This window comes from Streptomyces sp. NBC_00289 (assembly GCF_041435115.1).
Classification (GTDB): domain Bacteria; phylum Actinomycetota; class Actinomycetes; order Streptomycetales; family Streptomycetaceae; genus Streptomyces.
In genome coordinates this window covers 1,091,086-1,115,098 of the sequence record NZ_CP108046.1, presented here as the reverse complement: position 1 = coordinate 1,115,098, position 24,013 = coordinate 1,091,086, and the positions used below count along the sequence as shown (strand labels likewise).

The 24,013-nt window shown below is 69.2% G+C and carries 22 protein-coding genes and 3 pseudogenes; 11 read left to right on the top strand and 14 right to left on the bottom strand.

Annotated features, from left to right (window positions below):
• Positions 1-76: 76 nt before the first annotated feature.
• Positions 77-1,762, bottom strand: coding sequence for a ribonuclease J (locus OG985_RS05755; RefSeq protein WP_371667117.1), 1,686 nt, complete (start codon positions 1,760-1,762; stop codon positions 77-79).
• Positions 1,763-2,132: 370 nt separating this feature from the next.
• Here OG985_RS05755 and OG985_RS05750 point away from each other — a divergent pair, with 370 nt between their 5' ends.
• The 3 genes from OG985_RS05750 (at position 2,133) to OG985_RS05740 (ending at position 4,795) form a co-directional block, all read left to right on the top strand.
• Entirely contained in the window at positions 2,133-2,354 is a 222-nt protein-coding gene (locus OG985_RS05750; RefSeq protein ID WP_371667116.1) for a hypothetical protein, read from the top strand.
• 204 nt (positions 2,355-2,558) lie between these two features.
• Entirely contained in the window at positions 2,559-3,224 is a 666-nt protein-coding gene (locus OG985_RS05745) for a hypothetical protein (protein WP_371667115.1), read from the top strand.
• Between the two features lie 386 nt (positions 3,225-3,610).
• Positions 3,611-4,795 carry a type III polyketide synthase gene (locus tag OG985_RS05740; RefSeq protein ID WP_371667114.1) on the top strand — a complete coding sequence of 395 codons (1,185 nt, stop codon included), beginning with the start codon at positions 3,611-3,613 and terminating at the stop codon, positions 4,793-4,795.
• A gap of 176 nt (positions 4,796-4,971) precedes the next feature.
• Here the strand turns inward: OG985_RS05740 and OG985_RS05735 are convergent, their stop codons facing one another.
• On the bottom strand, positions 4,972-7,134 hold the full coding sequence (locus tag OG985_RS05735) for a SpoIIE family protein phosphatase (protein ID WP_371667113.1): 2,163 nt from the start codon (positions 7,132-7,134) through the stop codon (positions 4,972-4,974).
• Positions 7,135-7,495: 361 nt separating this feature from the next.
• A complete protein-coding gene (locus tag OG985_RS05730; protein WP_371667112.1) occupies positions 7,496-8,038 on the bottom strand; it encodes a GNAT family N-acetyltransferase in 543 nt (180 codons plus the stop codon).
• Between the two features lie 420 nt (positions 8,039-8,458).
• On the opposite strand from OG985_RS05730, the gene OG985_RS05725 reads away from it, so the two are divergent.
• Positions 8,459-8,851: a hypothetical protein gene (locus OG985_RS05725; protein ID WP_371667111.1), complete on the top strand. Its 393-nt coding sequence runs from the start codon at positions 8,459-8,461 to the stop codon at positions 8,849-8,851.
• Between the two features lie 420 nt (positions 8,852-9,271).
• Here the strand turns inward: OG985_RS05725 and OG985_RS05720 are convergent, their stop codons facing one another.
• Positions 9,272-9,916, bottom strand: coding sequence for a GAP family protein (locus OG985_RS05720; RefSeq protein ID WP_371667110.1), 645 nt, complete (start codon positions 9,914-9,916; stop codon positions 9,272-9,274).
• 298 nt (positions 9,917-10,214) lie between these two features.
• Between OG985_RS05720 and OG985_RS05715 the strand changes: the two genes are divergently transcribed.
• A complete protein-coding gene (locus OG985_RS05715) occupies positions 10,215-10,778 on the top strand; it encodes a dihydrofolate reductase family protein (RefSeq protein ID WP_371667109.1) in 564 nt (187 codons plus the stop codon).
• A gap of 224 nt (positions 10,779-11,002) precedes the next feature.
• Here the strand turns inward: OG985_RS05715 and OG985_RS05710 are convergent, their stop codons facing one another.
• Together OG985_RS05710 and OG985_RS05705 are read right to left on the bottom strand one after the other, a co-directional pair.
• The gene (locus OG985_RS05710; protein WP_371667108.1) at positions 11,003-11,689 is read right to left on the bottom strand and encodes an SDR family NAD(P)-dependent oxidoreductase; all 687 of its coding nucleotides are present in this window, start codon (positions 11,687-11,689) and stop codon (positions 11,003-11,005) included.
• 80 nt (positions 11,690-11,769) lie between these two features.
• Positions 11,770-12,162 (bottom strand): ester cyclase, encoded by a 393-nt coding sequence (locus OG985_RS05705; RefSeq protein WP_371667107.1) that lies wholly within the window; start codon positions 12,160-12,162, stop codon positions 11,770-11,772.
• A 239-nt stretch (positions 12,163-12,401) separates the two neighbouring features.
• On the opposite strand from OG985_RS05705, the gene OG985_RS05700 reads away from it, so the two are divergent.
• Positions 12,402-12,986, top strand: coding sequence for a TetR/AcrR family transcriptional regulator (locus tag OG985_RS05700; RefSeq protein ID WP_371667106.1), 585 nt, complete (start codon positions 12,402-12,404; stop codon positions 12,984-12,986).
• Here OG985_RS05700 and OG985_RS05695 read toward each other — a convergent pair.
• A complete protein-coding gene (locus OG985_RS05695) occupies positions 12,880-13,278 on the bottom strand; it encodes a transposase (RefSeq protein WP_371667105.1) in 399 nt (132 codons plus the stop codon). The genes OG985_RS05700 and OG985_RS05695 overlap by 107 nt on opposite strands.
• Here OG985_RS05695 and OG985_RS05690 point away from each other — a divergent pair.
• On the top strand, positions 13,241-13,387 hold the full coding sequence (locus OG985_RS05690; protein WP_371667104.1) for a hypothetical protein: 147 nt from the start codon (positions 13,241-13,243) through the stop codon (positions 13,385-13,387). The genes OG985_RS05695 and OG985_RS05690 overlap by 38 nt on opposite strands.
• Positions 13,388-13,421: 34 nt before the next feature.
• Here the strand turns inward: OG985_RS05690 and OG985_RS05685 are convergent, their stop codons facing one another.
• Positions 13,422-13,838 carry a hypothetical protein gene (locus tag OG985_RS05685; protein ID WP_371667103.1) on the bottom strand — a complete coding sequence of 139 codons (417 nt, stop codon included), beginning with the start codon at positions 13,836-13,838 and terminating at the stop codon, positions 13,422-13,424.
• Positions 13,839-14,455: 617 nt separating this feature from the next.
• Here OG985_RS05685 and OG985_RS05680 point away from each other — a divergent pair.
• A complete protein-coding gene (locus tag OG985_RS05680) occupies positions 14,456-15,364 on the top strand; it encodes a S8 family peptidase (RefSeq protein ID WP_371667102.1) in 909 nt (302 codons plus the stop codon).
• A gap of 570 nt (positions 15,365-15,934) precedes the next feature.
• The gene (locus tag OG985_RS05675; RefSeq protein WP_371667101.1) at positions 15,935-16,360 is read left to right on the top strand and encodes a hypothetical protein; all 426 of its coding nucleotides are present in this window, start codon (positions 15,935-15,937) and stop codon (positions 16,358-16,360) included.
• Between the two features lie 153 nt (positions 16,361-16,513).
• Here the strand turns inward: OG985_RS05675 and OG985_RS05670 are convergent.
• Positions 16,514-17,665 (bottom strand): annotated as a pseudogene (locus OG985_RS05670) (SMI1/KNR4 family protein); the annotation flags it as partial.
• Positions 17,666-17,777: 112 nt separating this feature from the next.
• Between OG985_RS05670 and tnpA the strand changes: the two are divergent.
• Both tnpA and OG985_RS05660 read left to right on the top strand, forming a co-directional pair.
• Positions 17,778-18,255 (top strand): annotated as a pseudogene (gene tnpA / locus OG985_RS05665) (IS200/IS605 family transposase).
• Entirely contained in the window at positions 18,239-19,450 is a 1,212-nt protein-coding gene (locus tag OG985_RS05660; protein WP_371667100.1) for an RNA-guided endonuclease InsQ/TnpB family protein, read from the top strand. Before tnpA ends, OG985_RS05660 begins: the two are co-directional and overlap by 17 nt.
• 43 nt (positions 19,451-19,493) lie before the next feature.
• On the opposite strand, the pseudogene OG985_RS05655 reads toward OG985_RS05660, so the two are convergent.
• The 5 genes and pseudogenes from OG985_RS05655 to OG985_RS05635 all read right to left on the bottom strand — a co-directional run.
• Positions 19,494-19,826: pseudogene (locus OG985_RS05655) on the bottom strand (SMI1/KNR4 family protein); the annotation flags it as partial.
• A gap of 126 nt (positions 19,827-19,952) precedes the next feature.
• Positions 19,953-20,777 (bottom strand): polysaccharide deacetylase family protein, encoded by an 825-nt coding sequence (locus OG985_RS05650; protein WP_371667099.1) that lies wholly within the window; start codon positions 20,775-20,777, stop codon positions 19,953-19,955.
• Positions 20,774-21,769 (bottom strand): glycosyltransferase family 2 protein, encoded by a 996-nt coding sequence (locus tag OG985_RS05645; RefSeq protein WP_371667098.1) that lies wholly within the window; start codon positions 21,767-21,769, stop codon positions 20,774-20,776. Before OG985_RS05645 ends, OG985_RS05650 begins: the two co-directional genes overlap by 4 nt.
• Positions 21,770-21,861: 92 nt before the next feature.
• Entirely contained in the window at positions 21,862-23,154 is a 1,293-nt protein-coding gene (locus OG985_RS05640) for a glycosyltransferase family 2 protein (RefSeq protein WP_371667097.1), read from the bottom strand.
• On the bottom strand, positions 23,151-23,933 hold the full coding sequence (locus OG985_RS05635; protein ID WP_371667096.1) for a glycosyltransferase family 2 protein: 783 nt from the start codon (positions 23,931-23,933) through the stop codon (positions 23,151-23,153). Before OG985_RS05635 ends, OG985_RS05640 begins: the two co-directional genes overlap by 4 nt.
• Positions 23,934-24,013: the final 80 nt, after the last annotated feature.

Sequence of the window (24,013 nt, the reverse complement as noted above, 5' to 3'; positions counted from 1 at the left end):
ATGGACGCCGTTTCCGGCGTGGCGACGGATACCTGCCGCCCCGGCGTGGAGTGAGGAGCCGGGGCGGCGGGCCTGATCAGGCGTCGATGATGACGGGGATGATCAGCGGCCTGCGGCGGTGGGTGCGGAAGGCCCAGTTGGCCACGGCGCGGGCGATGAGCTGTTCGAGCTGGTGGGCGTCGCCGACGCCCTCCTGCGCGGCGTTGGCCAGCGTTTTCTCGATGACGGGGATGACCGGCTCGAAGGTGGTCTCGTCGTGGACGAAGCCGCGGGCCAGGAAGTCGGGGGCCTCGGCGAGGGCACCGGTGTTGGCGTCGACGATGGCCACGACCGTGATGACGCCCTCCTGCGCGAGGGTGACCCGGTCCTTGAGGGACGCCTCGGTCGCGCCGCCGACTTCCATGCCGTCCACGTAGACGTTCCCGGCGGGCACCTTGCCGGTGATGGAGGCGCGGCCGTCGACGAGGTCGACGACGACACCGTCCTCCGCGATGACGACCCGGTCGGGGTCGACGCCGGTGCGGATGGCGAGGTCTGCGTTGGCCCGCAGGTGGCGGAACTCGCCGTGAACGGGCATGACGTTGCGAGGGCGGACGATGTTGTAGCAGTAGACGAGTTCCCCGGCGCTGGCGTGGCCGGAGACGTGCACCTTGGCGTTGCCCTTGTGGACGACGTTGGCACCCCACCGGGTCAGGCCGTTGATCACCCGGTAGATGGCGTTCTCGTTGCCGGGGATGAGGGAGCTGGCGAGCAGGACGGTGTCGCCCTTGCCGATGCGGATCGCGTGGTCGCGGTTGGCCATCCGGGACAGCGCGGCCATCGGCTCACCCTGCGAGCCCGTGCACACCAGGGTGATCCGGTGGTCCGGCAACTTCTCCAGTTCCTTGGCGTTCACGACCAGGCCGGAGGGGACCTTGAGGTAGCCGAGGTCGCGGGCGATGCCCATGTTGCGGACCATCGAGCGGCCCACGAAGGCCACCTTGCGGCCGTGCTGGTGGGCGGCGTCCAGGACCTGCTGGATGCGGTGTACATGGCTGGCGAAGCTGGAGACGATGACCCGGCGTGGCGCGGTGCGCAGGACCTGTTCGATCGCGGGGTTCAGTTCGCGCTCGGAGGTGGTGAAGCCGGGGACCTCGGCGTTGGTGGAGTCGGTGAGGAACAGGTCCACGCCCTCCTCACCGAGGCGGGCGAAGGCGCGCAGGTCGGTGATCCGGTCGTCCAGGGGGAACTGGTCCATCTTGAAGTCGCCGGTGTGCAGCACCAGGCCGGCCGCGGTCCGCAAAGCCACCGCGAGCCCATCCGGGATGGAGTGGTTGACGGCCACGAACTCGCAGTCGAACGGGCCGAAGCCGCGCCGGTCGCCCTCGCGCACGCGCACCGTGCGGGGCCTGATTCCGTGCTCCTTGAGCTTGGCCTCCAGGAACGCAAGGGTGAGCTTCGAGCCGACGACCGGAATGTCCGCCCGCTCCCGCAGCAAATAGGGCACGCCCCCGATGTGGTCCTCGTGGCCGTGGGTGAGCACGACGGCCACGATGTCGTCCAGGCGGTCCCGGATGGAGGTGAAGTCGGGCAGAATCACGTCCACCCCGGGCTGGTTCTCCTCGGGGAACAGCACACCGCAGTCCACGATCAACAGCTTGCCGGCATGCTCGAAGACGGTCATGTTGCGGCCGATTTCGCCCAAGCCGCCCAAGGCGGTCACCCTCAGCCCCCCTTCGGGAAGCGGAGGGGCGGCTTTGAGTTCTGGGTGCGGATGGCTCATAACCCCACGTTACCGAAGAGTCTGCCGGTGTGATCCACCACCTCCACCCTCGACACGAGGCGCGGCGCGGATCCCGGGCGCCACAGCCGCCGCACGGGGAGAGACAGGGGGCGGAAAAGGCAAACGCCGCGCCCGTAACCCCCTCGGCATCACCGGTGCCGTCGGCACCGTCCACCTCGGCACCGCCCACATCATCACCATCGTCGTCGGCGTCCGTCTTCGGCTCGCTCACGTGTTCCCCGGCCACGACCTGACCGCCGCACTCCACCCGGCGGCCATCCTCATCCGGGCACGACGCTGACCAAGGAGGTGGAACCTTGCCATGCCAAGCTTCGAGGTCACACCGAGAGGTACAGTCCGGAACGACCGGATGGACGTCCAGCACACGGACAACTGGGGTCCCGTCCGCAGCACGATCACGACGGTGGTGGGTCCTCTCGACGGGGTCTCGGGCAGCCCGGTCATGGACCTGAAGCCGACGATGGCGGAGTTCCGTGCGGTGAAGGTCAAGCAGTCGGAACGGGGCAGCCGCCTGATGTGGGGGCGGGCTCACCGTCCTGGGCCGGGAGCGCCAGGACGCTGGTGCGGGTAGTGCGCGAATGCTCCGACTGCCGCTCTCGCTGAGGGAGTTGCGTGGTTCGCGCTCGATCTCGGTCGCACCTGCTGGTGGTGTTAGGGACACCCCTCATTCGGGTGTTCAGCCCCAGCGACGACGACGGTCGCGAAGGGCAGGATTCACAGGGTCGGCGACCGGGTCGACGAGGCATCCATCCCACACACCAATCAGGGGACACTCATGACCGAAACCTTTGCGCGGCGCCTGACCGGTGTCGCGGCCATCGTTGCTGCAGTCGCGTTCATCGTCGAAGTGCCCCTGTACTTCGTCTACTCGGGCCCGCCGCCGGACGTGAACGTGCTGAGCAGGCTGCTGATCGGAATCGTCGCCCTCGCCTGCCTGGTCGTGTTCGTGACCGCCTTGCGGGAGTTGGTCAAGCAGGTGAGCCCGGCGTACGAGTGGGCCGGCTCGATCGCCGGCGCGGCGGGGCTGGTCTACGCGACGATCACGCTGGTCTCCAGCGGGCTGGAAGCCGGTGCGGTCATCGCCACCGACCACCCGATCGATCCGACCATCGCGGTCAGCGGCACCTACATTCTCTACGGGTCGATCTCCCGCCTGATGCTGGCGCTGTTCCTGACCGCCGTGGGTCTCATCGTCTCGCGCACGAAGCTGTTGCCGCGCTGGGCCGGTCGGTCGGCCTTCGTCCTGGCGGGGGTCAATCTGGCCTTCGTGCCGTCCCTGTTCTTCGGCAACGCTCCCGCGCACTTCTACGCAGCCAATGGTTGGGGGACCACTGCCCTGATGGGGGCGTTCCTCAGCTACTGGCTGCTGGCGCTGGGCATCTCCGCCTATCGCAGCGGTACACGGCTCTCTCCGGCCCGAGCGGCGGCGAACCTCCACTGACCGTCCTCGCCGCATGCGGTAGTGGTGGCGGCCCGCCCCGGGCCGGCACCACCTGCGTACCCCCGACCACCCTTGCCTGCTGCCTGCTGGGAGGGCGACGTCGGCGATCGGCGTTCTGGACCAGAGGGCCTCTATGGCTGACGGAGCGTCAGGTAAGGCCTCGCGGCGCCGTTCTGGGGCCCCTGTTGTAGCGGTGTGTGCCGTATCACCCTCTCCAAGGCCGCCCAAGTTGTCTGCATCACAGCGCAAATGTCCATTTGGCGTCCATGCTCGACAGAGACAGCGACTCCCGCAGTGGAGCCCGTCGTGTGGGCGCGAAGTTCCGAAGTGGCCCATGACGCAACTCCCGTGACGTTCCTCATTGATCCCTCGGAAAGGTGCCCACCATGGCCGCATACCTCTGTCCTCCTGCCGTGATACACGGCGAGCACGCCATAGAGACCAGCCAGATCGCGGCAGAGGTGCGCGACCGGCACCCGCACGCGGCGTGGGCCCCGCGGATCGACGGCATCGCGGCCAGTACGGGCATAGAGACCCGCGGGTGGATGCTGCCGCTGGAGACAGCCGTCGCGCCCGGCAACGGCGGCGGCCTGGAGGCTGTCGGCGTCGGGCCCGCCCAAGAAGCCCTGGCACGCGATGGGTTCACCCAGCGGGAAGTGGACCGTGCGATCGCCGCCCTCCAGGCGATACCCGCGCCGCAGACCGTCCAGGAGCGCACCGCGCCGGCCTGGGAGGCCGTGCAGTCCTACGGGGAGCACGCGGCGCGCGGGGCCCTGCAGATCGCGGGGCTGGACGCCGCAGACGTCGACTGCGTGATCACCAGCAACTCCACCACCCCGGCGCTGCCGGGTCTGGACGTCGCCCTGGCCAACAGGCTTTCGCTCCGTGACGACGCGATGCTGCTGCCGGCCACGCAGTGGGCCTGTATCGCGGGGACCCGTTCCCTTGCCCTGGCGGCGGATCTCGTGGCCGCGGACCCCGAGCGGGTGGTCCTGGTCGTGATCGCGGAGGCGTTGAGCACGACCTACCAGCCCGCGGACGACACCCTCGAGTCCCTGATCGTCCGGTTGCTGTTCGCGGACACCGCGGTCGCCGCGGTGGTCACGGGCCGCCCGAGGCGCGAGTCGGTACTGCGGCTGGACGCCGCCTGGAACCACACCCTGCCCGGTACCCAGGACCTGCACCGCTTGGAAACGCGGGCGGACGGCACCCACTTCGTGATGGATCGGCGCGGGCCGCGCGCCGTACAGGAGACGGTCACCGCGATGTGGGAGTGGCTGCGCGTCCGTTACCAGGACGACCCTGCCTCCTGGCACCCCGACGTGCTGCTCGCGCACCCCGGCGGCACCCGGGTGCTGGAGTACATGGAGCAGACTATGCCCGACGGATGGCCGTCGGGGCTGCTGGACTACAGCCGGGACAGCTACACCAGCGGCAACCGCGGAGGCGCCGCCGTGTTCGACATCCTGAGGCGGGCATGCGACGCCGGGCAGAAGCCGGGCAGTCGCGCGGTCCTCTACGCGGCGGCACCGGGCCTCACCGCCACCGCCCTGGAAGGGGAGTGGCTGTAGCGGGAGCCCGCGCCGGCCGTACCGGCAAACGGGCCGCCCGCATCACCGGTCACACCACCGGTACCGCTGAGGCGCCGTACGTACCGTCATGGCGGCGGCTGACGCGGACAACGCCCCGACACTCCCGCGCAGCCCTCGCGTACGCCGGCCGCGCCCCACCCCGCCCCGCGGTCACGTCACCTGGCGACGTCCGCCCAGACCACCTTGCCGGTGTCCGTCCACCGGACCCCCCACCGGGTGGTGAGCCTGTGCAGGATGTGCAGGCCACGTCCGCCGTCGTCGAGAAGGTCGCCCCGGCTCAGACGGGGCCTGCCGTTTCCGGTGTCGCCCACCTCGCACAGCAGGCCGTGACTGGTCCTGATCAGTCGTATCGTGATGGGACCGGTGGCAAAGCGGACCGCGTTCGTGACCAGCTCGCTGACCAGCAACGGCACGTCGTCCCGGGTGTGGCCCGTGGTGTGCCACCGCCGCAGCAGCGCGGAGACGAGCGCGCGGGCACGGGCGGGCGCGTCGTCGCGGGCGGGCAGTCGCCAGGTCGCGGTGTCCCCCTTGCGGTAGCCGATCATGCGCGCGAGCAGCAGGGTCACGTCGTCGCGCTGGCGCACGGGCGCGAGCGCGGAGACGACGTGCCGTGCGGCCTGCTGCAGGGCGTCCCAGGGGTGCACCGTGGACACGGCCTCCGCCAGCCTGCTGATGCCCTCGTCGATCGACAGGGTCCGGTCCTCCACCAGGCCATCGGTGTAGAGGGCGAGCAGGGAGCCCGGTGGCGCGGCGAACGTGTGCACGTCGAAGGGCTCCCGCAGCGCGAACTCGGCACCCAGGCCGGGGTGGGGGCGGACCGCCAGCGTGCCCGCGTGCCCGTTCGGGAGCACCAGGACAGGGGGGAGGTGCCCGGCGCTGGAGAGCGTCACCTGGTGGCTGACCGGGTCGTAGAGGGCGATGCAGCAGGTGGAGCCGAGGGCGCTGTAGCCGGCCGCCAGCCCGGCTTCCGCGTCGTCCAGCAGCGTCACGGTCTCGTCCAGGTGCTCCAGCACTTCGTCGGGGGCCAGCCCCGCGGACAGCAGCGCGCGGGCCTCCATGCTCAGCTGGCCCATGGCCGCCGCCGCTCCCAGGCCGTGCCCGACGACGTCACCGACCACCAGCGCGGTACGGCCGTCCGGCAACGGGAAGCTGTTCACCCAGTCGCCGCCGACGCCCGCGCTGTCGGGGGTGGCGGGCTGATAGACGCTGGCGATCTCCAGGGTGTCGCCGCCGCTCCGGGGCAGCAGCCGGCGCTGCAACGCCAGTACCTGCGTGTGCTCGCGCTGGTGCTGACGGGCCAGGTCGACGTGATGAGCGGTCCTGGCCACCAGTTCCTGCAGGTCGAACAACTCGCTGTCGCGGAAGGGGGAGTCCGCCCGCCTCCAGACCTCCGCCACGCCCAGCACGACGGGCGGCGTGCCGTCCAGGACCAGCGGGATGCACGCCACACTCGCCGACCGGTCACCGGGCACCAGGGCACGGATGACCCGCGGACTGCCGAGCAGTCGCTCGACCGCCTCACGGTCGGGTACGACGATGGCCTGCGGGGCATCGTCCCGCCGTACCGCCTGCGCCAGCAGGCGACTCGCGTCGCTCGGAAGATCCCCGCCCGGAGTCACGTAACCCTCCGGCCACACCCGGTCCGGCACCAGGGCTGCCCGCCGCAGCCGGATGCGGCCCTGGGCCTGCTCGGTGAATCCCTCGCCCGTCCACACGGCGAAGTCGAGGTCGACGGCGGCCACGTCTCCCCAGGCCAGCAGGGAGTCCGCCAGTGACTGCGCAGTCTCGCCGATGTCCAGCGAGGTGCCGATCGCGGTCTCGGCGGCGTACAGGTGCAGCCTCGTGGCCATGGCGATCAAGGAGACGGTCAGGCCCTCCTGAGGCGGCGCGGCGGGCAGGATGCTCATCGACACCACCAGCTCCGACCCGTCGCCGCGCCGCAGACGCTGGATCCGGGCGACGTGCGCCTCACCGACCTCCAGGACCTGCCGCAACCGCCGGGTGACCGTCGGTACGTCCCGGGGAGGCAGGAAATCAGCGAAAGCGCTCCCGGCCACGGCGCCCAGACCGGCGAACACCGGGGCATCCAGATTGCAGCGGGTGATTCTCAGATCCCTGTCGAGATTGACCACGCCGAGAATCTGGTCCTGACGGTCGGGTTCCGGGTTGTCGGGTCCGTGTCCGCTGGTGGTGCGGTCGCCCTCGGCGTCGGCAGGACCGGCAGCCGTCTCCGCTCCGCCGCGCGGGATATAGCGCCCCAAGGCGCTGCTGACCAGGTCAAAAGGCGATGAAGGCGAGGGGGAGGGCGTGGAGTCCATGCGGCTCTCTCAGCAATCCCCGGGGTATTTCCGGGGCCGTACTCGGACCCGTGCGACGGGGCCCCGAGATCCCTGACCGCACACCTCATTGAATAACACCGGGGCTCGCTTCGCCCACAGCAGCGGATCGCGCGGTGAACGCTGACAGTGAGGAAACGCCGTTGCCGGTGGGGCCGCGCTCACCTTGCCGGGAGCGCCAGTGTCCAGACCCCCACCGGCTCGCCATGACTCCGCCGACGGTGACCATCAGGGCGAGGCCGGTCAGGCTGACCAGGAGCGACCCGACCCGACCCGACCCGGCCTGCGGCGGTCGCCATCCTCACGCGGACGCAAGGCTGAGCGGTACGGCCCCGGCGGCGGCCTACGACTTCGGGTCCGGCTTCCACTCCTCGACAAGGAGCCCGAGCAGCACCTCGTCCAGGAACTCGCCCATCACCCAGGCCGAAGAGCGCAGCACGCCCTCACGGACGAAGCCGTTGCGCTCGGCGGAGCCCAGCATCGCGGCGTTGTCCGCCAGCGTCTCGATCTGCAGCCGCCGCAGGCCGCGCACGACGAAGCCGTAATGGCACAGCACCGCGACGACGTCGGTGCCATAGCCCTTGCCGCGGGCGGACGGCAGCAGGCCGAGGCCGATGTGCGCGTTCCGGTGGTGGTTGTCGATGCCCCACAGCGTCGCGGTGCCGACCAGCGTGCCGCCGTCCAGCTCCACCACGGAGAAGGGGACGTGCCCGTGCTCCGTGTCGTCCACCACGAGCCGCGAGTCCTTCGAACCGGGCGTGATCGGCCGCCACGGCCGGCCTTCCGCCCGCGAGGCGTTGACCACGTCGTCGTAAAGCTCGGCCCGCAGGACCGGGATGTCGTCCTCGTGCCGGGCCCTGAGCCCGATCTTGCTGCCGCTCAACATGCGAGCTTCCTATCCGACCGGGATGGGCCGCGGCAAACCAATATCAACGGCGATGCACCGAGTCAGGTCCCAGAGCGGCGCCACAGCCGGCACGGCTGACGCCGGAGCGGGGGCCTTCAGATCGGCGCCACCATGACTTGGGTGGCGAGGTGGGGACAGAGGTGGGGATAGGGGGCTGTGAGCGTTCCATGTCGAGGACGTCGCGACGCCGCTGCCATCCGCTATCAGGCAGGCCATACGGTCTCCTCTCGGAGCCGGGGCAGGCTATGTGCCCGCGGTATCCACGAGCCGCGCGCCCGAGAGCACGGGCTCTGCCGTGCCACACCCACGGGCCCCTACTGATTGCGAACTGCGGTCGCGCTGCGTCTCATGGATCCCATGCAGCAACGGACTCCTCCACCAGACAGTGCCGTGCCTCCGATGGAGCGATCGCACTGGGTGGCCTTCGCCGGCATCCTGCTCCTGGTCAGCGCCCTCTTCAACCTGCTCAACGGATTCGTGGCGATCTTCAATCACGGCTACTACTCGGCTGTCTATGCCCAGGGCAACCGGTTGCTGATCTTCAACTACACGGCCTGGGGCTGGATCTGGGTCGCCACCGGCATCGTGATGGCCCTGGCGGGTCTCGGCGTGCTCGTGGGCTCCAGAGCGGCGCGGCTGACGGGCATCTGTCTGGCAGTACTCTGTCTCGTCGGTCAGATGATCTTCCTTCCGGTCTACCCCTTCTGGTCACTGTTCACGATGTTGGTGTCCGTGCTGGTCATCTACGGTCTGCTGGCCGAACCGCGGCACGTGCACGGCGCACGCGTGTAAGGCATCGCAGGCCCGGGTCCGACGCTCGCCCGGTCACCTTCCGCTTCGTCCCCACTCCCGCTCGAGAAAGCTCCCCACCACCGGCCCGCCCCGTCACGCCCGGGTTCGCCTCGCCCGTAGATGCCTGCCCCGCTGGCGGCACTGACTTACACCTACACCTGGGTGAGGTGCTCTTGGGGCTGGCCAGAGCAGCAGGTACGCCGGCCCGCTGCGTGGTGCGTGCGGGAAGCGGGCCGGCGTACGGCTGAGGACCCAGATCGGTAGCAGGGGGCCGGGTTCTCACCCTCGCTGGCGTCGGCACTTGCACGGCGACCGCTGGTGCAACGAAGCCTGTCGCCTGCGTACACGGCACTCCGGCCCGGTGACGTCAGTGGGAGGGCCCCGGCCTGGAACCATCGGGTTTCACCGGCACCGTTCGTGTCAGGCGACCAGTTCGTAGATGCTCCGGGCCGCCAGCCACAGGCCCAGGAGCAGGGAGAGCGTCACGATCAGCTGTTCCTGGTGCTGCGCGAGCCAGCTCCGCAGGGCGTTCAACCGGGCGTTCGCCACCGCGGGCGCCCAGACCACGTACATCTCCATGACGACGAGGCTGAGTGTGGCCAGCAGACAGTAACCGGTCAGTGCGAGCCAGCCGGCGAGGGTGGAGAGGTTCGCCTCGACGGCGGTCGCGGCGCCCGCGCCCACCAGCGCCCAGGGCTGCAGCAGCCATGCCAGGCTGGCTGCCGTGACCAGTGAGGCGTTGTCGATCCGGGCGGTCCAGCGTGGCGGGCCGTGCGGGCGGGGCGGTCGACGGTGCCGGTGTGCGCCGTACAGCACCAGGGCCAGGCCGAGGGCGAGTTTCGCACCGATCGCGGCAGTCGAGGGCACGCTGTGACGGGCCGGAGGGTGACCGCCGGTCAGCAGCACCACACAGGCGATCACCACAACCATGTTGGCCAGCCATGACAGCACGAACGCCAGACCCTGGCGAACGCCGCGCCGCGAGGAGAGCAGCAGGATGAAGGCGCTGTTGTGCAAGGGCCCCAGGGTGATGGCCGTACCGATCACAACCAGGTCGAGGACCATCGGATCAGCCGCTCCCGGGTGTCAGGGCCGTCTGCCATCCGTGGACGGGCGGACCGGTCGGCAAGGTGCGGCGGTGCTGCTGTGGTGCCGCATTTCGACTCTGCGGGCGGCGGCCTGGCTGGTCAAGCAGGCCACGCCCGCATGGCGGCACCGGCTGCCCGGCGGGCTCCCGACCGAGCTATGGCCTGGGAACGCCGGTGGCCGTCGAGGGCGTCCGGTGGGTGGTCCCGCGAGTCGCGATGAGTCCCGTGGCGTCCGGCGGTCGTACTGTCGACCCCGATAGCGAGGAGGACCGCCGATGCGCAGCGTGACCTATTCGATGAACGTCTCACTTGATGGCTACATCGTCGGACCGGAAGGCGACTTCGACTGGACGGGACCCGACGAGGAGGTCTTTCGCTTCTGGATCGACGACATTCGAGAGGTCGGCGTCCACCTGTTGGGACGACGGCTGTACGAGACGATGCTGTACTGGGAGACCGCCGACCAGGATGCCTCGCTTGACGACTCACAGCTCGAGTGGGCCGCGCTCTGGAACCCGCTCCCGAAGGTGGTGTTCTCGACCACCCTGTCGGCGGTGCAGGGCAATGCCCGCCTCGCCTCCGGCGGCCTGGCGGAGGAGGTCGAGCGGTTGCGAGCCGAGCGAGGGGAGAGCGACATCGCGATCGGCGGGGCGACTCTCGCCGCAGAGGCGGCCGCGCTGGGTGTGATCGACGAGTACCGGGTCGTGGTCCACCCGGTGCTGGTCGGTGGTGGCATTCCGTTCTTTCCCCAGCGCGAGCGCCGGGTGGATCTCGAACTCGTCGAGACCCGCACCTTCCGCGCGGGAGTCGTCTACCTCCGCTACCGCGTGGCGCGCTGAGGAGGTCTCCTCATTGGTCTGATCGGGCAAGCCGCCGGCCCGCAGCGGGATCGTTGGGCGGCTGGTGCCGGATGATTTGTGGGCGTTGTCGGGGCGGGGGCGGTCCGTGAAGACCGCCCCCTGACGCGTCATCAGTCACCTACAGGTGAGACGACGTCGCTGACCAGGCCAGATAGCGAGGCGTTGCTGGAGTACGAGTGGGGAGACGGTGCTTACCTGGTCCCCTACCAGGGCACTTCTCCGTTTTCGTCCTGGAAGGTTCCCGTCGGGCCGTCCGCGTCGAGAGTTGCCAAGCGCACGACGACCCTGGCGCTCTCCTCCGGCTCCCTTCCGATTCCGAATGCCGCGGTCAGGTCGGTCGCGGTGGTGCCGGGCTCGACCGCGTTGAACTTGATGCCCGGCTGGGACTTGGCGTACTGGACCGTGAGCATGGTGGCCGCGGCCTTGGAGGCGGAGTAGAGCGCCAAGGGCAAGTTGAACTCCGGCCGGTCCGGATTGGTCACTGCCCAGAACGACCCGGCGCTGCTCGAAACGGTGACCACGGTCGGATTCGATGATCTGCGCAGCAGGGGCAGCGCCGCCTCCGTGACGCGCACGATTCCCACCGCGTTGGTGTCGAAGGCCCGGGAGGCCGTGGGACCGTCGGTGACTCCGTCCCCCAGGATGCCCGCGTTGTTCACCAGGACGTCGAGTCGGCCCTCGGCAGAGCCGATCGTCGCCAGCGCGCGGCTCACCGAGGCGTCGTCGGTCACGTCGAGCTGCACGAATCGTGCGCCGAGCGCTGCCGCGGCCTTCTCGCCTCGCTCGACATCACGCGCGCCGACGTAGACGACGTGGCCCAACGCCAGAAGCTGTCTGGCCGTCTCGAAGCCGATTCCCTTGTTGGCCCCAGTGATCAGTGTGACGGTCACGCGTATCCCTTCGAAGGTGGCCCGAGTGGGCCGTTAGCGGTGCGGATTTGTCTTTGGGTCGCCGGCACTGATCCCGGAGGTCAGCCGGTCAGCTGCCGGTGTAGTTCGCCGGCGTCGTGCAGGGCGGTCATGTGCACGAACCGCCCGTTGCGGACCTGATAGATGGCGTACTCGACGATCTCGAAAGAGGCGCCGGTAGGAGCCACGCCGAGCCATTCCTTCACCGGCGTACCCGTGTTGACCAGACGCGCGGCCAGACGGTCACCGTCGAAAAGTAGTTCCTTGAGCTCCCAGTGGAGGTCCGGAACCGCGTCCACGTCAGTCTTCTGAACAGTGATGAGGTCGTTTCGGGTGGCCGGCTCACCGTTCAGGGTGGTCTGGTCGTTGATGAACTCGGCCATGCCATCGAACTTGTGGGCGTTGAGCGCCTCGATGTAGCGCAGGTAGAACGCGCGCAGGTCGCTGTCGGACATCAAGGGGCCTTTCTATGGGGTGAGTTGGCGATGGCGACGCCGCAACCGTCGTATCCCTGGTATCCGACCGATGCCGGTGCTGCCTCCGGTGACGAGAGCGGTCTTTCCCTCAAGAGGTCGCACGTGAGTCGCTCCTCCAACTTGTGCAGCGATCGCTGCGGAAGTCGAATGTAGCACTTCCGCAGCGATCGCTGCGGAAGAGGTAGGCTGGGGGAGTGGAGACGAAACAGAGCGGCCCTATGGGTCGACCGCGAGGATTCGACACCGACGAAGCTCTCGAGCGCGCCATGCTGGTCTTCTGGAAGCATGGCTACGAGGGAGCCAGCACGGCCAACCTGACGAACGCGATGGGCATCTCCACCACCAGCATGTACGCAGCTTTCGGCAACAAGGAGAAGCTGTTCCGCAAAGCCCTGGAGCGCTACACCGAAGGCCCGAGCGCATACCTCGCCCGAGCCATGGAGGAGCCGACCGCCCTCGGCGTCGCCACCGCGATCATGGCCGGCGTCGTTCGAACCACCACCCGCCCGGCCAACCCCCACGGCTGCCTGGGCGTCCAGAGCGCCCTGACCGTCAGCGACTCCGGGCAGGACGTCCGTGATCTCCTCGTCGCCTGGCGCAACGACGGCTGCTCCCGCATCCGAGAGCGGTTCCAGCGAGCCGTCGACGACGGCGATCTGCCGGCCGACACCGATCCGGGGCTACTGGCCCGCTACCTCACCACCTTCGCCTACGGCATCGCCGTACAAGCCGCGAGCGGTCTTGGCCGCGATGAACTCCAGGAGATGGCCGACGCCGCTCTGCGCAACTGGCCACCCTCCTGAGTGACCGCACTTTGATTCCGCGGTTGCGCAGGTGCGCGCGGATCGCGCGGGAGGAGTACGCATCGTCGGCCAGGACCACATCGGGCCGGGTGCGGGGCCGTCCCCGCGGGCGGGCAACACGCAGGCGGGCCATCACGTGGGTGATGGCCCGGGCGTCGCCGGCCTGCCCGGCGGTCAGGACGGAGGCCAGGGGCCTGCACCGGTCGTCGGGCGCGAGGTGGACCTTCGTCGTCAGCCCGCCGCGGTACCGGCCAGTGGCAGGCCTGGTTGCCGACGAGAAGGCCCTCGCCATACCCCGGATCCTGGAAGGGGCAGGCGTCCCCTCCGCCACCGTCCAGGCGAACCCGTCCCCAGGGAGACCGCTGGCGAGGTTCGACGCGAAGCTGGACAGCGGAACGTGACTCCTCCCGAGGCAGACCTGCAGCGAGGAGAGCGCTAGATGGTCCAAATGTCCTTGACGCCGTTGACCGTGAGCGTCCCCTGGATCCACCAGGCATCGCTGGAGTATCGAACGGTCTGCCCGAAACATCCGCGAGTGAAGTCGGGGTTGAGAGTGGACGTGTAGCACGTTCCAGAGCTGCCATAACTGCTGTTGACGGAGCCCCCGATGGTGATCGCCACGCTTGCCGCGTTCTGCACGATCACGACGACCTGGGCGTCGTTGTTCGCATTGACGACTTCGCACACCTTCCAGTTGACGTTGTTGGACACCGAGTGATGCTTGTACGCGGTGCAGAACTTGAAGTTCACGCCCGTGGTCGTCTGCCAGTACGGCGCGGCGCTGGCCGGCGCCACGCCGAAGGTGAGGGCACCGGCGGCTACGGCAGCCACGGTCAGGGCCTTGAAACGCATGGATTGTCCTTCCCTCTTCCACATCCCGCCCCGCGATGACGGACCGGGTCGACCGCGCAACCGAGATCTCCGGATGGCGCTTGATCGAGAATGCCCCGGGGGCCGTCCTGCTGTCGTTGGCACTCGGTCCACACTTCGTTGCCATTGCGTCCACAGGCCCGTCGTCATCTTCCGGACGATTCCGGTTGCCTCGCACCGGGGCGCATCGGCTGCAAGAGCTGTCCCGCAAGGGCTGGCTGCGCGCCGTCGGGATCGTGTCCGGCGGCGCTCCTCACTGGTGCGCGGTCGAACAGGGTTTCGTCGCGCCTGTGAACCGAGCATCCCGCCCCCGCCGGAACCGGCCGCCTCCTGCGGTCGTCTTGTGCGCTGACTGTGTACGAACCAGGGCTGTGGGGGACGTTGTGACTCGGAACGTAACAAAGGCCGGTATCACGGTGATGGCCATGGCGACGGTGTTCGGGGCCTCGGCCTGCGCCGGGGAAGCCGGCGCGCAGGCCGGAGACAGCGGCAGGACCCTCCCCGCGCACGGGAAGAGGGAGTCCGTGGCACCTTTGGGGGAGGCCGCGTCGTCCGGCTCGGCGCCAGCGTCCCCCGGCGCTGTGGGGAAGTTGTCCGCAGTGGCGCAGACCGCGGCGTTGCCCATCACCCGGCACGTGCCGTGGAATCTCGACATTCTGGACCAGCGGTCGCGGCCGCTGAACGGAAAGTTCACCACCACCGCCACGGGCAAGGGCGTTCACGTCTATGTGATCGACACCGGGCTGGACATCGCCCACAAGGAATTCGGCGGCCGCGCCGGCCTCGGCGCCGACTTCGTGGGCCCCAAGGACTCCGGTGACTGCTTCAGCGAGGAGGGGATCGGCCACGGCACGTTCGTCGCGGGCATTATCGGCGGGGCGAAGTACGGGGTGGCGCCCAAGGCGAAGCTCGTACGGGTCCAGGGCATCCTGTGCGAGAGCGAGGGCGGCAGCTCCCCGGCGGCGGCCGAGGCGGCCGCGGTGAAGTCGGTCAAGTGGGTCACCGCACACGCGCAGAAGCCCGCGGTGGTGAACATGTCGCTCAACTTCGACCACCGGTCGGCCGCTCTGGAATCCGCCGTGAAGAAGATGGTCGACGCGGGAATCCCGACGGTGGTGTCGGCCGGCAACTTCCACGACGACGCCTGCAAACACTCCCCGGCCGGTGTCCCCGGCACGATCGTCGTGGCGGCTTCCACTTCCAACGACCGCGCGTGGAGCGACGGCAGCTCCTACGGATCGGGCTACGGACGCTGCGTGGACCTGTACGCCCCCGGCCAGAAGGTGACTGCCGCCCTCGCCGGCGGCGGTACGACCACGGAGAACTACGGCGCGACATCCTGGGCCGCGCCGCATGCGACCGGCGTGATCGCGCTGTACCTGTCGGCGCACCCCCACGCCACGGCCCACCAGGTCCACGTCTGGCTCGACCACACGGCCACCCCCGGTGTCGTGCGCGGCGTCCGCTCCGACACCCCCAACCGGCTGCTCAACACCGGCGGCCTCTGACCTGCCCCGGGCGACGGTCACCCGCTGTCCGTGCCGCACGGATCCAGGCTGCGCCCGCATGACCCACATGTACCCGGCCAGACCAACCGATCCGCGCACCATGGTGTCAGCCCACGCTGCCCAACGTATGTAGGTGTAGGTCATGGTAGCCAGGCGATTTCCCCGTCCTCGCACGGTCCAGCGCGTCCGTAGGCTGCCGACTGCATCTGCCGGGGTGGCGGGTGGAGTTGGCGTCATGGGTTGGTTCCGGTCGCAGCGGGCGGTTCGCATCGGCTCCGCGGGGCCGCGGATGACCCGGCTGGTCGGCGAGGCCGACGATAGGCACAGCGCGGTCACGTGCGAGTGGCTGATGAGGTACGGGCGGGCCGCCCCTGGACGCCGACTACGGCTCGGACCCTGCTCGACCAGCGCGGTCTGCACGCGGCAACTTCGCGGTCGGCGAACATGCGTAGCCGATTGCGTAGTTCTACTGATTTCTTCCGCGTCCGCTTAGGGAAGGGTCTTCATCGAGAGGGGGCTGCTATGGGTAAGCGGGAATTGGGGCCGTATCCAGGTCTGAGATATGCGCACATGGTGTCCAAGGACGTCCACAGCAGCCATGTCGTCCGCCAGTTTGCTCTCCATCCGATCGACATCGAGCGGCCGGAGAAGGGCCGGCGGGTGGGGGCGCTGGAATGCGGGAGCTGCCAGAAGCCGTTGAAGTTCAAGGTGCTCAGTGTCGCGGCGACCAGGAGCCGCCGGTGGGCGTGGCTGGTGCTGGGCCTGGCCGGGGTGGCGGCGGCGCTCGGGTTCGGGGTGGCGATCTTCGAGGTCGGCGGGCAAGTGGTCGAGGAGGGGGCCCCCAACCCGGTGGGCCCGCTGGCTCTGGGCTTTCTTGCCGGGTTCCTTTCCGGGACCGTCGGCCTGAGCTACTGGCGGTACGAGGACGGGGTGCGCGGGCCCGGCTCGCCGCTGATGTCGTTCGGTGGGCACGCTCTGCGGTGGCCGCCCAGCTAGCGCGACCCCCTGGCGAGATGCCTGATCTGCGCACCAGACACCATCCGCAGGACCAAGCGCTCGTTGAGCCTAGGTCCTACAGTTATGAACCCTTCAAAGCCAAGCTGGCCTGCAGCGATGCCCTCGAAGATGAACGTATCTAGGAAACTCGGGCTAGGGTTCCCAGTGCATGCGGATCACCGCGTAGCTCTCTCCGTCCGCGGGCGGCCGTGTCCAGGAGCGGGTGGCAAACGTGTGTAGCCGCCCGTTCACGATCGCATGACGCGGCAGATGGGTACCGAACTCCCCAGTCACCGCTTCCAGTAGCGACCGTTCCGTCTCGGCGCCGTCCTCCAGGTCACCGAAGAACCGGCGCGGATTGAGCGCCTGCGGGATCGCCCCGCTTGACTGGACCTCTCCGTCCGCGTAGGTGAACGCGTACTGCTCGACACCGTCTCGCGCCACCGAAAGATGGAAGAACCGTTCACCGTGCCATGTCCGCAGGCCGCTCCACACCACCACCGCGCGGGTGCCCGTGCTGGCGGCTGCGGCCGGGGACACGAACCGCCGCCGGTCGAATGGGGCGGGGTCACCGTCGAAGGCGAAACTCCAACCTGCGCCGGCCCGGCCGACCGCCACGAGAGTTCTGTCGTCATAGGACGAGAACTCCCTTTGGTTGCCCAGCAATCTGTGGCGCGCCTCCCGTAGCGTCATGGGGTCGTTCAGCACCGGGCCGTCCCCGTCCCCATCCCCATCCCCGTCCCCGTCCCCGTCCGCCAGACGTCCGGGCAGCTCCTCCGGCTTCACACCCTCCACCAGGACGAACCGGTAGGACGTGCGGTTGCCCGTGTCCGGCTCCGCGAGCCACGCCAGGTTGCCTGGGTCGAGCGCGGCCGTCGGACTCGGTGCCTCACCCGTATGCCCTCCTCTGGGAGTTGACAGCAGCTCGCGGCCCCGCTCCTCGGTCAGGAGCGGGCCGAGTACGGGGTCGGCCACCCACCCCAGCGGCGCCAGGTGGTCCGGTCCCAGCGGCTCCCACAGAGGCACAGCGTTGATGAGCGTCCGCCAGGCGCCGTCGGTGTCTCCCCACCGCGCCCGTTCGACCGCCTCACCGAACGGTCCGGACGCCGTGTACCGGTACGTGCCGTTGCGCACCTGATCCAACGTCGCGTAGGCGAGCGCCACCAGGTCGTCGTCAGCGCCCCGCAGATTGAACGTCAGCGTGGAGTCGTCCCGGTACGAGTGCGCCGCGTGCTCGGCGACCAGTGACGGCAGCAGCTCGGGCGCGTACCGCGGGTCCGTCACCAGGCCGTCGAAGTACATCATCACCTATCTAGCGAGGAGACTCGCGCCTTTAGGCGTGGGGGGAATCGCTTCTCTGGGCTGCTTGGACCTCAACTGTGCTCACAGGTCCGTACTGTTGACCCGAGCCGACGAGATGTGCTGCGCGTGTATCGTGATCGGTGTGACGGTGGCGCGGAAGGTTCGCCGGTATTCCGGTGGCGTGCACGACTTGGGGCTGCATGTGGTGTGGTGCCCCAAGTACCGCCGCCGGGTTCTTGGTGGCCGGGTCGCGGTCCGGCTGCGCGAGCTGATCGAGACGAAGGCGGCGGAGAAGGGCTGGGAGATCATCGCGCTTGAGGTGACCCGACCATGTGCATCTGTTCGTCAAGCACGAGCCCAAGGCGTCCGCGTCCTACGTCGCGAACCAGTTCAAGGGCTTCACCTCCCGCGTGCTGCGCTCGGAGTTCCCGCACCTGAAGTCGCAGATGCCCACCCTGTGGTCGTCGTCGTTCTTCGTCGCCTCGGCCGGCGCCCTCAGCGCGGACACGGTTCAGAAGTACATCGACACGCAGTGGGAACGCCCCTGGACGACACAGCAGAAGGAGGACGCCGGGCGTGCACCGCGCGTATAAGTTCCTCCTGCGCCCCACCGTCCGTCAGACGCAAGCCCTGTCCGAGATGCTGCGGGATCACTGCTCGCTCTACAACGGGGCCTTACAGGAACGCCGCGACGCCTACCGGCACAGCTCGAAGACGGGCATCAAGTACGGCGCGCAGTCCGCACAGCTCAAGGAGATCCGAACGTTCGATCCGGAGCGTCAGGGCCGCTGGTCGTTCTCCTCGCAGCAGGCCACCCTGCGCCGCCTGGACAAAGCGATGCAGGCCTTCTTCCGGCGGGTCAAGGCCGGACAGAAGCCCGGCTATCCCAGATCCCGGGGCGTGAACTGGTTCGACACGGTGGACTTCCCTAAGGACGGGGACGGCTGCCGGTGGGACTCCACCCCGCATGACCCGCTCACCCGCGTCCGGCTCCAAGGCGTCGGACACATCCGTGTGCATCAGCACCGCCCCGTGAAGGGCCGGGTCAAGACCGTCAGCATCAAGCGCGAGGGACGGCAGTGGTATGTCATCCTCGCCTGCGACAACGTGCCTGCCGAACCGCTACCGGCGACCGGCGCCGCGTGCGGCATCGACATGGGCGTGGCCCACTTTCTCACCACCTCCCAGGGCGAGCACCAGCCCAGCCCGAGGCACGGACGGCGCAATGCCGAAGCCCTCGCCGACGCTCAGCGAGCACTCACGGCGTTCGGCCGCCGCACGCGGGCAAACCGCACCGCCAAGCACCGCCGGGCGGTCGAGAAAGTTGCCGCTGTGCACCGCAAGGTGCGACGTCAGCGCACCGACCACGCACACAAGACCGCGCTGGCGATGGTCCGCGACTACGACGTGATAGCGCACGAGCGCCTGAGCATCGCGAACATGGTCCGCGCGCCCAAACCCCAACCCGACACCGCCAATCCCGGCGCGTTCCTCCCGAATGGAGCCGCCGCGAAGGCCGGGCTGAACAAGAGCATCCACGACGCGGGTTGGGGGGTGTTCCTGGGCATCCTCGCGCACAAGGCTGAAAGCGCCGGTCGTGTATTGATCCCGGTGGACCCCCGCAACACCTCCCGCACGTGCCCCGCCTGCGGGCACGTGTCCGGTGAGAACCGCCCCACACAAGAGAAGTTCGAGTGCACCCAGTGCGGCCACACCGCCCACGCCGATCAGGTCGGCGCACTCAACGTCGCTATCAGGGCCGGGCTGGTCCTTCCCAACGTGGCCTAGCCACGACAGGAGAAGCCCCCCGGATTCATCCAGGGGGAGGAGTCACGTACTCCTCGAACGTGTCCCCGAGTCCTGACTCGTTGTTGTGCCAGTGCGTGTCCTCGGTCCCTGCCAGCAGCCACACGAACCCGCCCGCGTGTCGCCAGCCGTCGCTGACTTTGAGGAACTCCCGGTACGACGGGGGCATCTTTCGGCCGAGGCGCTCCTCGAGGGCTGCGATCCCCTCCTCGGACGCGGGTGGGAAGCCCAGCCACCGCGCCTGCCGTGCGGCTTCGTCGTCCTCGCCCCGCGTCTCGGCGTCCGGCAGGGAATCCGCCCACTCCCCACTCCACTTGAGCAGGAAGGATCGCCAGTCGAATGCTGTGGTGTCCGTCATACGCCCGATGCTGCCCCCCACCACTGACAGCGCTCCGTCGCTTGGCGCGGCCAACGGGATCTCTCGTGTGCGACACCCGGTCGGAGCGGAGCCGAATGCGACGCGGCCCCCGGCGGTGGGGCCGCGTCACCCCTCGTCGGTCGGTAGCGCGCGGTAGGGGTGTCCCGTCACGGCCCTGGCCCTGCGGTACGCCCGCCAGCCCCTGGTCCTGAGTCCCTCGGCGAACGGGGCGACAGGAGCGCCCTCACCCTGTGCCCAGAGTTCGAAGCGTTTCCGGTCGGTGTCGGCCCGCACCATGAGGCGGGCGAACCTCAGCGGGTCGTCGCGGTTCGAACTGAGCGCCGACGGACCTCGGACGGCGGCGGCGGAGGTCCAGCCCGTCTCCCACACCAGCGTGCGGACGGTGCGGCTGGAATAGCCGTGCGGGTAGGCGAACGAGTCGACGGGGTGCCCCAAGGCGTCCTCGATCTCTCGTTTGCAGCCGCCGACCTCCTCCCGCACCGAGGTCCGGGGCAGCGTGTCCAGTTGCGGGTGGGTTTTGGTGTGTCCGCCGATCTCGAATCCGGCCGCGTCCAGTTCCCTGAGCTGGCCCCAGCTCAGGGTGGCGGCGGAGGGGAACGGTCCACGGCCTGAGGGTGTGCCCGAGGCGTGCAGTGCCCCCGTGGTGACGTACAAGGTGGCCGGGAGTCCACGCCCGGCGAGCAGCGGGGCCACCGTGGAGGCGAAGTCCGCGTATCCGTCGTCGAAGGTCAGCACCGCGGACCGGGGTGGCAGCGGGGGGCCGCCGAGCAGTGTCGTGACCAACTGCCGCAGTGGGACGACGCGTAGGCCACTGTCGGCGATCATGTTGAGGTGCTCCACGAACGTGCGGGGGCTCACCGTGAACGGGGCGAGCCATCGCGGCGGGTTGTCGGACACCGCGTGGTAGAGAAAGACGGGTACGGCAGTCATGAGCCGGCCCTCGCCCGAGGCCGTGCCGATGTCTGCGGATGCCAGAACAAGCGCGGGGAATCCAGCGGCCGGACCCATCCCACGAGGTAGCCGGTGGCGGTCGCGCACACTCCCGCGGCCAGTGCCCCGATCGTGCGCAGCGCGCCGGGGCTGCCGATGCGGCTGAGGTTCCGGGCGAGGGCCCGGGGGATGGTCGAGCGCAGGTACGCGCGTTCGCTGGCGAGCGCCGGCCCGGTCCCGCAGCGCCGGGCCACCAGTGCCTTGGACAGCCCCTCCACGTAGCAGCGGTACCGGAAGTAGGCCCAGCGGGCACGGGACTCGGGGACTCGGTGGTGTATCTCGGCGGCGGGCTCGTACAGCAGCACGGCCTTCGGGTCGCGGGCCGCGATGCGTAGACACAGGTCTGTCTCGTCGCAACTGGCCACCGGGCGGGTGCCTACTCGTCCCAGGGCGTCGAGGAACCCGCCGACGGCGAGCAACTGTGTTCTGCGGAAGGACATGTTGGCGCCGATGAAGTTGCGCACCGGGGATGCTTGATCGGGCTGTCCTTGGTAGGAGCAACCCACCACCCAGTCGAACTCCGGCGGGAACCATACCGGCCGCCCGGTCGTCCACGACGGGCGGACAAGCCCGCCGACGCCCATGACCCGGGGATCGGCGTAGGACGCGAGCAGACGGCCCGTCCATCCCGGTTGCGCGGTGGCGTCGTCGTCGAGAAAGGCCACCACGTCGCCGTGTGAGACCGCCACTCCGGTGTTGCGCCCCCCGGACAGGCCGCGCCGCTCCTGGTTGGGCACCACCCGGACACCGTTCAGGTTCCGCTCGGCCCGCTCCTGGAGTGCCTGGTTGTGGTCGATGACCAGCACGATCTCGTCCGCGGGCGGATCCTGGGCGAGCACCGACCCGATCGCGGCCCGCAGGTCCTCCCATCGATCGAGGGTGTAGGCGCAGATGACGACCGACAGTGTGGGGACGGGCGGTGCGTTGTTCATGAGGGCCTCTCGAGAACCGGAACGAGCCGGTGAGGCGGGTGACCGGTACGGCGGGACGTGGTGAACGTGCCCGCCTCACCTCGCCGGGTTGGTCATCGCCGTGCGCGGGTCAGACGTCCGCGCAGATAGCCGTAGGGTCCGTAGGCCGTCCCGCGCGCTTCCACGAGGGCCAGGCGCGCGGACCAGCCGGCCTCGGGGTCGGCGCTCCTGTCGCGGGAGCGGGTCGCCATGTGGCGGACGCCGCCCGGGAGGCGGCGCAGCAGGGCGGGCAGGATGCGGGGATGGGTCACTACGGCTGCGGTGAGATAGGCGCCGAGTCCGGCGCCGTAGCCGAACGCCTGCGCGGCCACAGCGTTCTGCGTACGGCGGTGACGGTGCCAGACGACGGCGCTCGGCTGGTAGGCGAGCGTGTGGCCGGCGGCGAGGACCTCGAAGAAGGCGAGCAGGTCGTCGCCGCCCCGAGCCGGGGTGCCGGTGCCGGTAGCGGTGTCGAAGCCGCCAAGGGAGCGCAGTAGGCCGGTGCGGAAGGCCATGTTGGCGCCGGAACCGAAGCGCCCGGCGGTGAAGGGGAACAGCGGGTCATCCGGCGGTTCGGACAGCGACCAGGCACGCGGCGTGTATCCCTTGGCGAAGCCACCCTGGCGTTCGAGAGCTGTCTGGGCCGGTGTCTCCAGCTCCGCGGGCACGATGAGTCCGGTGACGCAGCCGATGCCCGCGTTCTGCGCGAATGTCTCGGCGAGTGCGGACAGCCACTGTGGGTCGACGAGGGTGTCGTCGTCCGTGAAGGCGACTATGGCTCCGCGTGCGTGAGCCAGTCCCCGGTTGTGGGCCCGGGCCAGGCCGGCGGCCGGCTCGCGAACGTAGCGGACCCGCTCCCGGTATGTTTCGCGCAGCAGGGCTTGGGCCGCGTCGTCGGCCGGAGCGTTGTCGACCACGATGACCTCGAAGGCGGGGTAGGGCGACCGCAGGAGTGAGGCCAGGCAGCGGCGCAGTAGTTGCGGCCGGTCGTGGGTTGCGACGATCACGCTGATGGTGGGGGCCTGGCGCAGGGTGCGCCGGCGCAGGGCCTGGCAGGGCCATTCGCCGGGGTCGCCGCTCTGGGCGCAGGCGGCGTCTTCGGCAAGGTGGCGGGTGATGGCGCCGGCCAGTTCCCGGCCGGCGCCGATTTCCACGGCCCGCCACAATCTCTCGGGGCCGGAGTCGTCCTTGGCGTTGACCATGCCCAGCGGGACGCCGTGCAGACGTACCAGGGCTCGGACCCGTCTTTGGGGGAGGACCGGCTCGGGGGCACCCGGGATCCGGAACTCACCGGGACGGGCCAGGTCCACGTCGACGACCTGGACCGGAGCCCAGGCGGGTGCGGGGGTGAGGGTCGCCGGGCTCATCCGGCACTCGGCTCTGGGCCGTGGACGGAGCGTGTGGCGGTCCGTTCGGACAGCAGAGTGCGTAGCACTCGGCGTCCGTCGGAGATGGCGTGGAGGTTCGAGTTACCGCTGCGTCGGGGCAGTTCGAGGCTGGGAACCTCGGCGATGCGCAGTCCGCAGCGCAGGGCGTGCACGACCATCTCGGTCTCGATCTCGAAGCCGACGGCGTGCAGGTCCAGCTGGTCGAGGAAGCTTCGCCGGAAGGCGCAGAATCCGTAGCAGAGATCGGTCAGGGACGCGTGGTAGAGCTGGTTGGCGGCGGCCACGAGCAGGCGGTTTCCCATCCGCCGGAAGCGGGTGATGTCCAGGGAGCCGCCGCCCTGTACGAATCTCGAGCCTTTGACGAAGTCGTAGCCGTTGTTCAGGAAGTGCAGGTAGTGCGGGATCTCGGCCGGTGACATGCTGCCGTCGGCGTCCATCATGACGATGTAGTCCCCGGTCGCGGCGAGGAAGCCGGTGCGCAGGGCGTTTCCCTTGCCGGGACCGCTCTGCCGGACGCTGCGCACGCTCGGCAGGCAGAGCACGGCCATGGAGACGGTCGCGTCGTGGGAGTCGCCGTCGACGAGGATCACCTCGTCCACGCAGTCCGGGATCTGCTCGAAGACCCAGGGGATGTTCCGCGCCTCGTTGCGGGCCGGGACGATCAGGCTGACGGTGGTGGGGGTGCTGCCGGTCTCCTGGCTTGTCTTGGTTCCCCGGTCGGTGTCGATCTTATGGGGGATGAATGGGTCGCTGTTCATGGGCACAGCCTCTGTTACGGCATACGTTTACGACATATACGTACACATTCAGCCGTTTTGGCCGCAAGGTCAAGACCGTG

Bases quoted from the DNA above. Each gene is read 5' to 3' on its own strand.
- OG985_RS05635 (WP_371667096.1), bottom strand. From the start codon at position 23,933: ATGAACAGCGACCCATTCATCCCCCATAAGATCGACACCGACCGGGGA.
- OG985_RS05645 (WP_371667098.1), bottom strand. From the start codon at position 21,769: ATGAACAACGCACCGCCCGTCCCCACACTGTCGGTCGTCATCTGCGCC.
- OG985_RS05740 (WP_371667114.1), top strand. From the start codon at position 3,611: ATGGCCGCATACCTCTGTCCTCCTGCCGTGATACACGGCGAGCACGCC.
- OG985_RS05675 (WP_371667101.1), top strand. From the start codon at position 15,935: ATGGTGTCCAAGGACGTCCACAGCAGCCATGTCGTCCGCCAGTTTGCT.
- OG985_RS05750 (WP_371667116.1), top strand. From the start codon at position 2,133: ATGGACGTCCAGCACACGGACAACTGGGGTCCCGTCCGCAGCACGATC.
- OG985_RS05650 (WP_371667099.1), bottom strand. From the start codon at position 20,777: ATGACTGCCGTACCCGTCTTTCTCTACCACGCGGTGTCCGACAACCCG.
- OG985_RS05735 (WP_371667113.1), bottom strand. From the start codon at position 7,134: ATGGACTCCACGCCCTCCCCCTCGCCTTCATCGCCTTTTGACCTGGTC.
- OG985_RS05705 (WP_371667107.1), bottom strand. From the start codon at position 12,162: ATGTCCGACAGCGACCTGCGCGCGTTCTACCTGCGCTACATCGAGGCG.
- OG985_RS05640 (WP_371667097.1), bottom strand. From the start codon at position 23,154: ATGAGCCCGGCGACCCTCACCCCCGCACCCGCCTGGGCTCCGGTCCAG.
- OG985_RS05695 (WP_371667105.1), bottom strand. From the start codon at position 13,278: ATGGCGAGGGCCTTCTCGTCGGCAACCAGGCCTGCCACTGGCCGGTAC.
- OG985_RS05745 (WP_371667115.1), top strand. From the start codon at position 2,559: ATGACCGAAACCTTTGCGCGGCGCCTGACCGGTGTCGCGGCCATCGTT.
- OG985_RS05700 (WP_371667106.1), top strand. From the start codon at position 12,402: ATGGGTCGACCGCGAGGATTCGACACCGACGAAGCTCTCGAGCGCGCC.
- OG985_RS05725 (WP_371667111.1), top strand. From the start codon at position 8,459: ATGGAGCGATCGCACTGGGTGGCCTTCGCCGGCATCCTGCTCCTGGTC.
- OG985_RS05755 (WP_371667117.1), bottom strand. From the start codon at position 1,762: ATGAGCCATCCGCACCCAGAACTCAAAGCCGCCCCTCCGCTTCCCGAA.
- OG985_RS05730 (WP_371667112.1), bottom strand. From the start codon at position 8,038: ATGTTGAGCGGCAGCAAGATCGGGCTCAGGGCCCGGCACGAGGACGAC.
- OG985_RS05720 (WP_371667110.1), bottom strand. From the start codon at position 9,916: ATGGTCCTCGACCTGGTTGTGATCGGTACGGCCATCACCCTGGGGCCC.
- OG985_RS05685 (WP_371667103.1), bottom strand. From the start codon at position 13,838: ATGCGTTTCAAGGCCCTGACCGTGGCTGCCGTAGCCGCCGGTGCCCTC.
- OG985_RS05715 (WP_371667109.1), top strand. From the start codon at position 10,215: ATGCGCAGCGTGACCTATTCGATGAACGTCTCACTTGATGGCTACATC.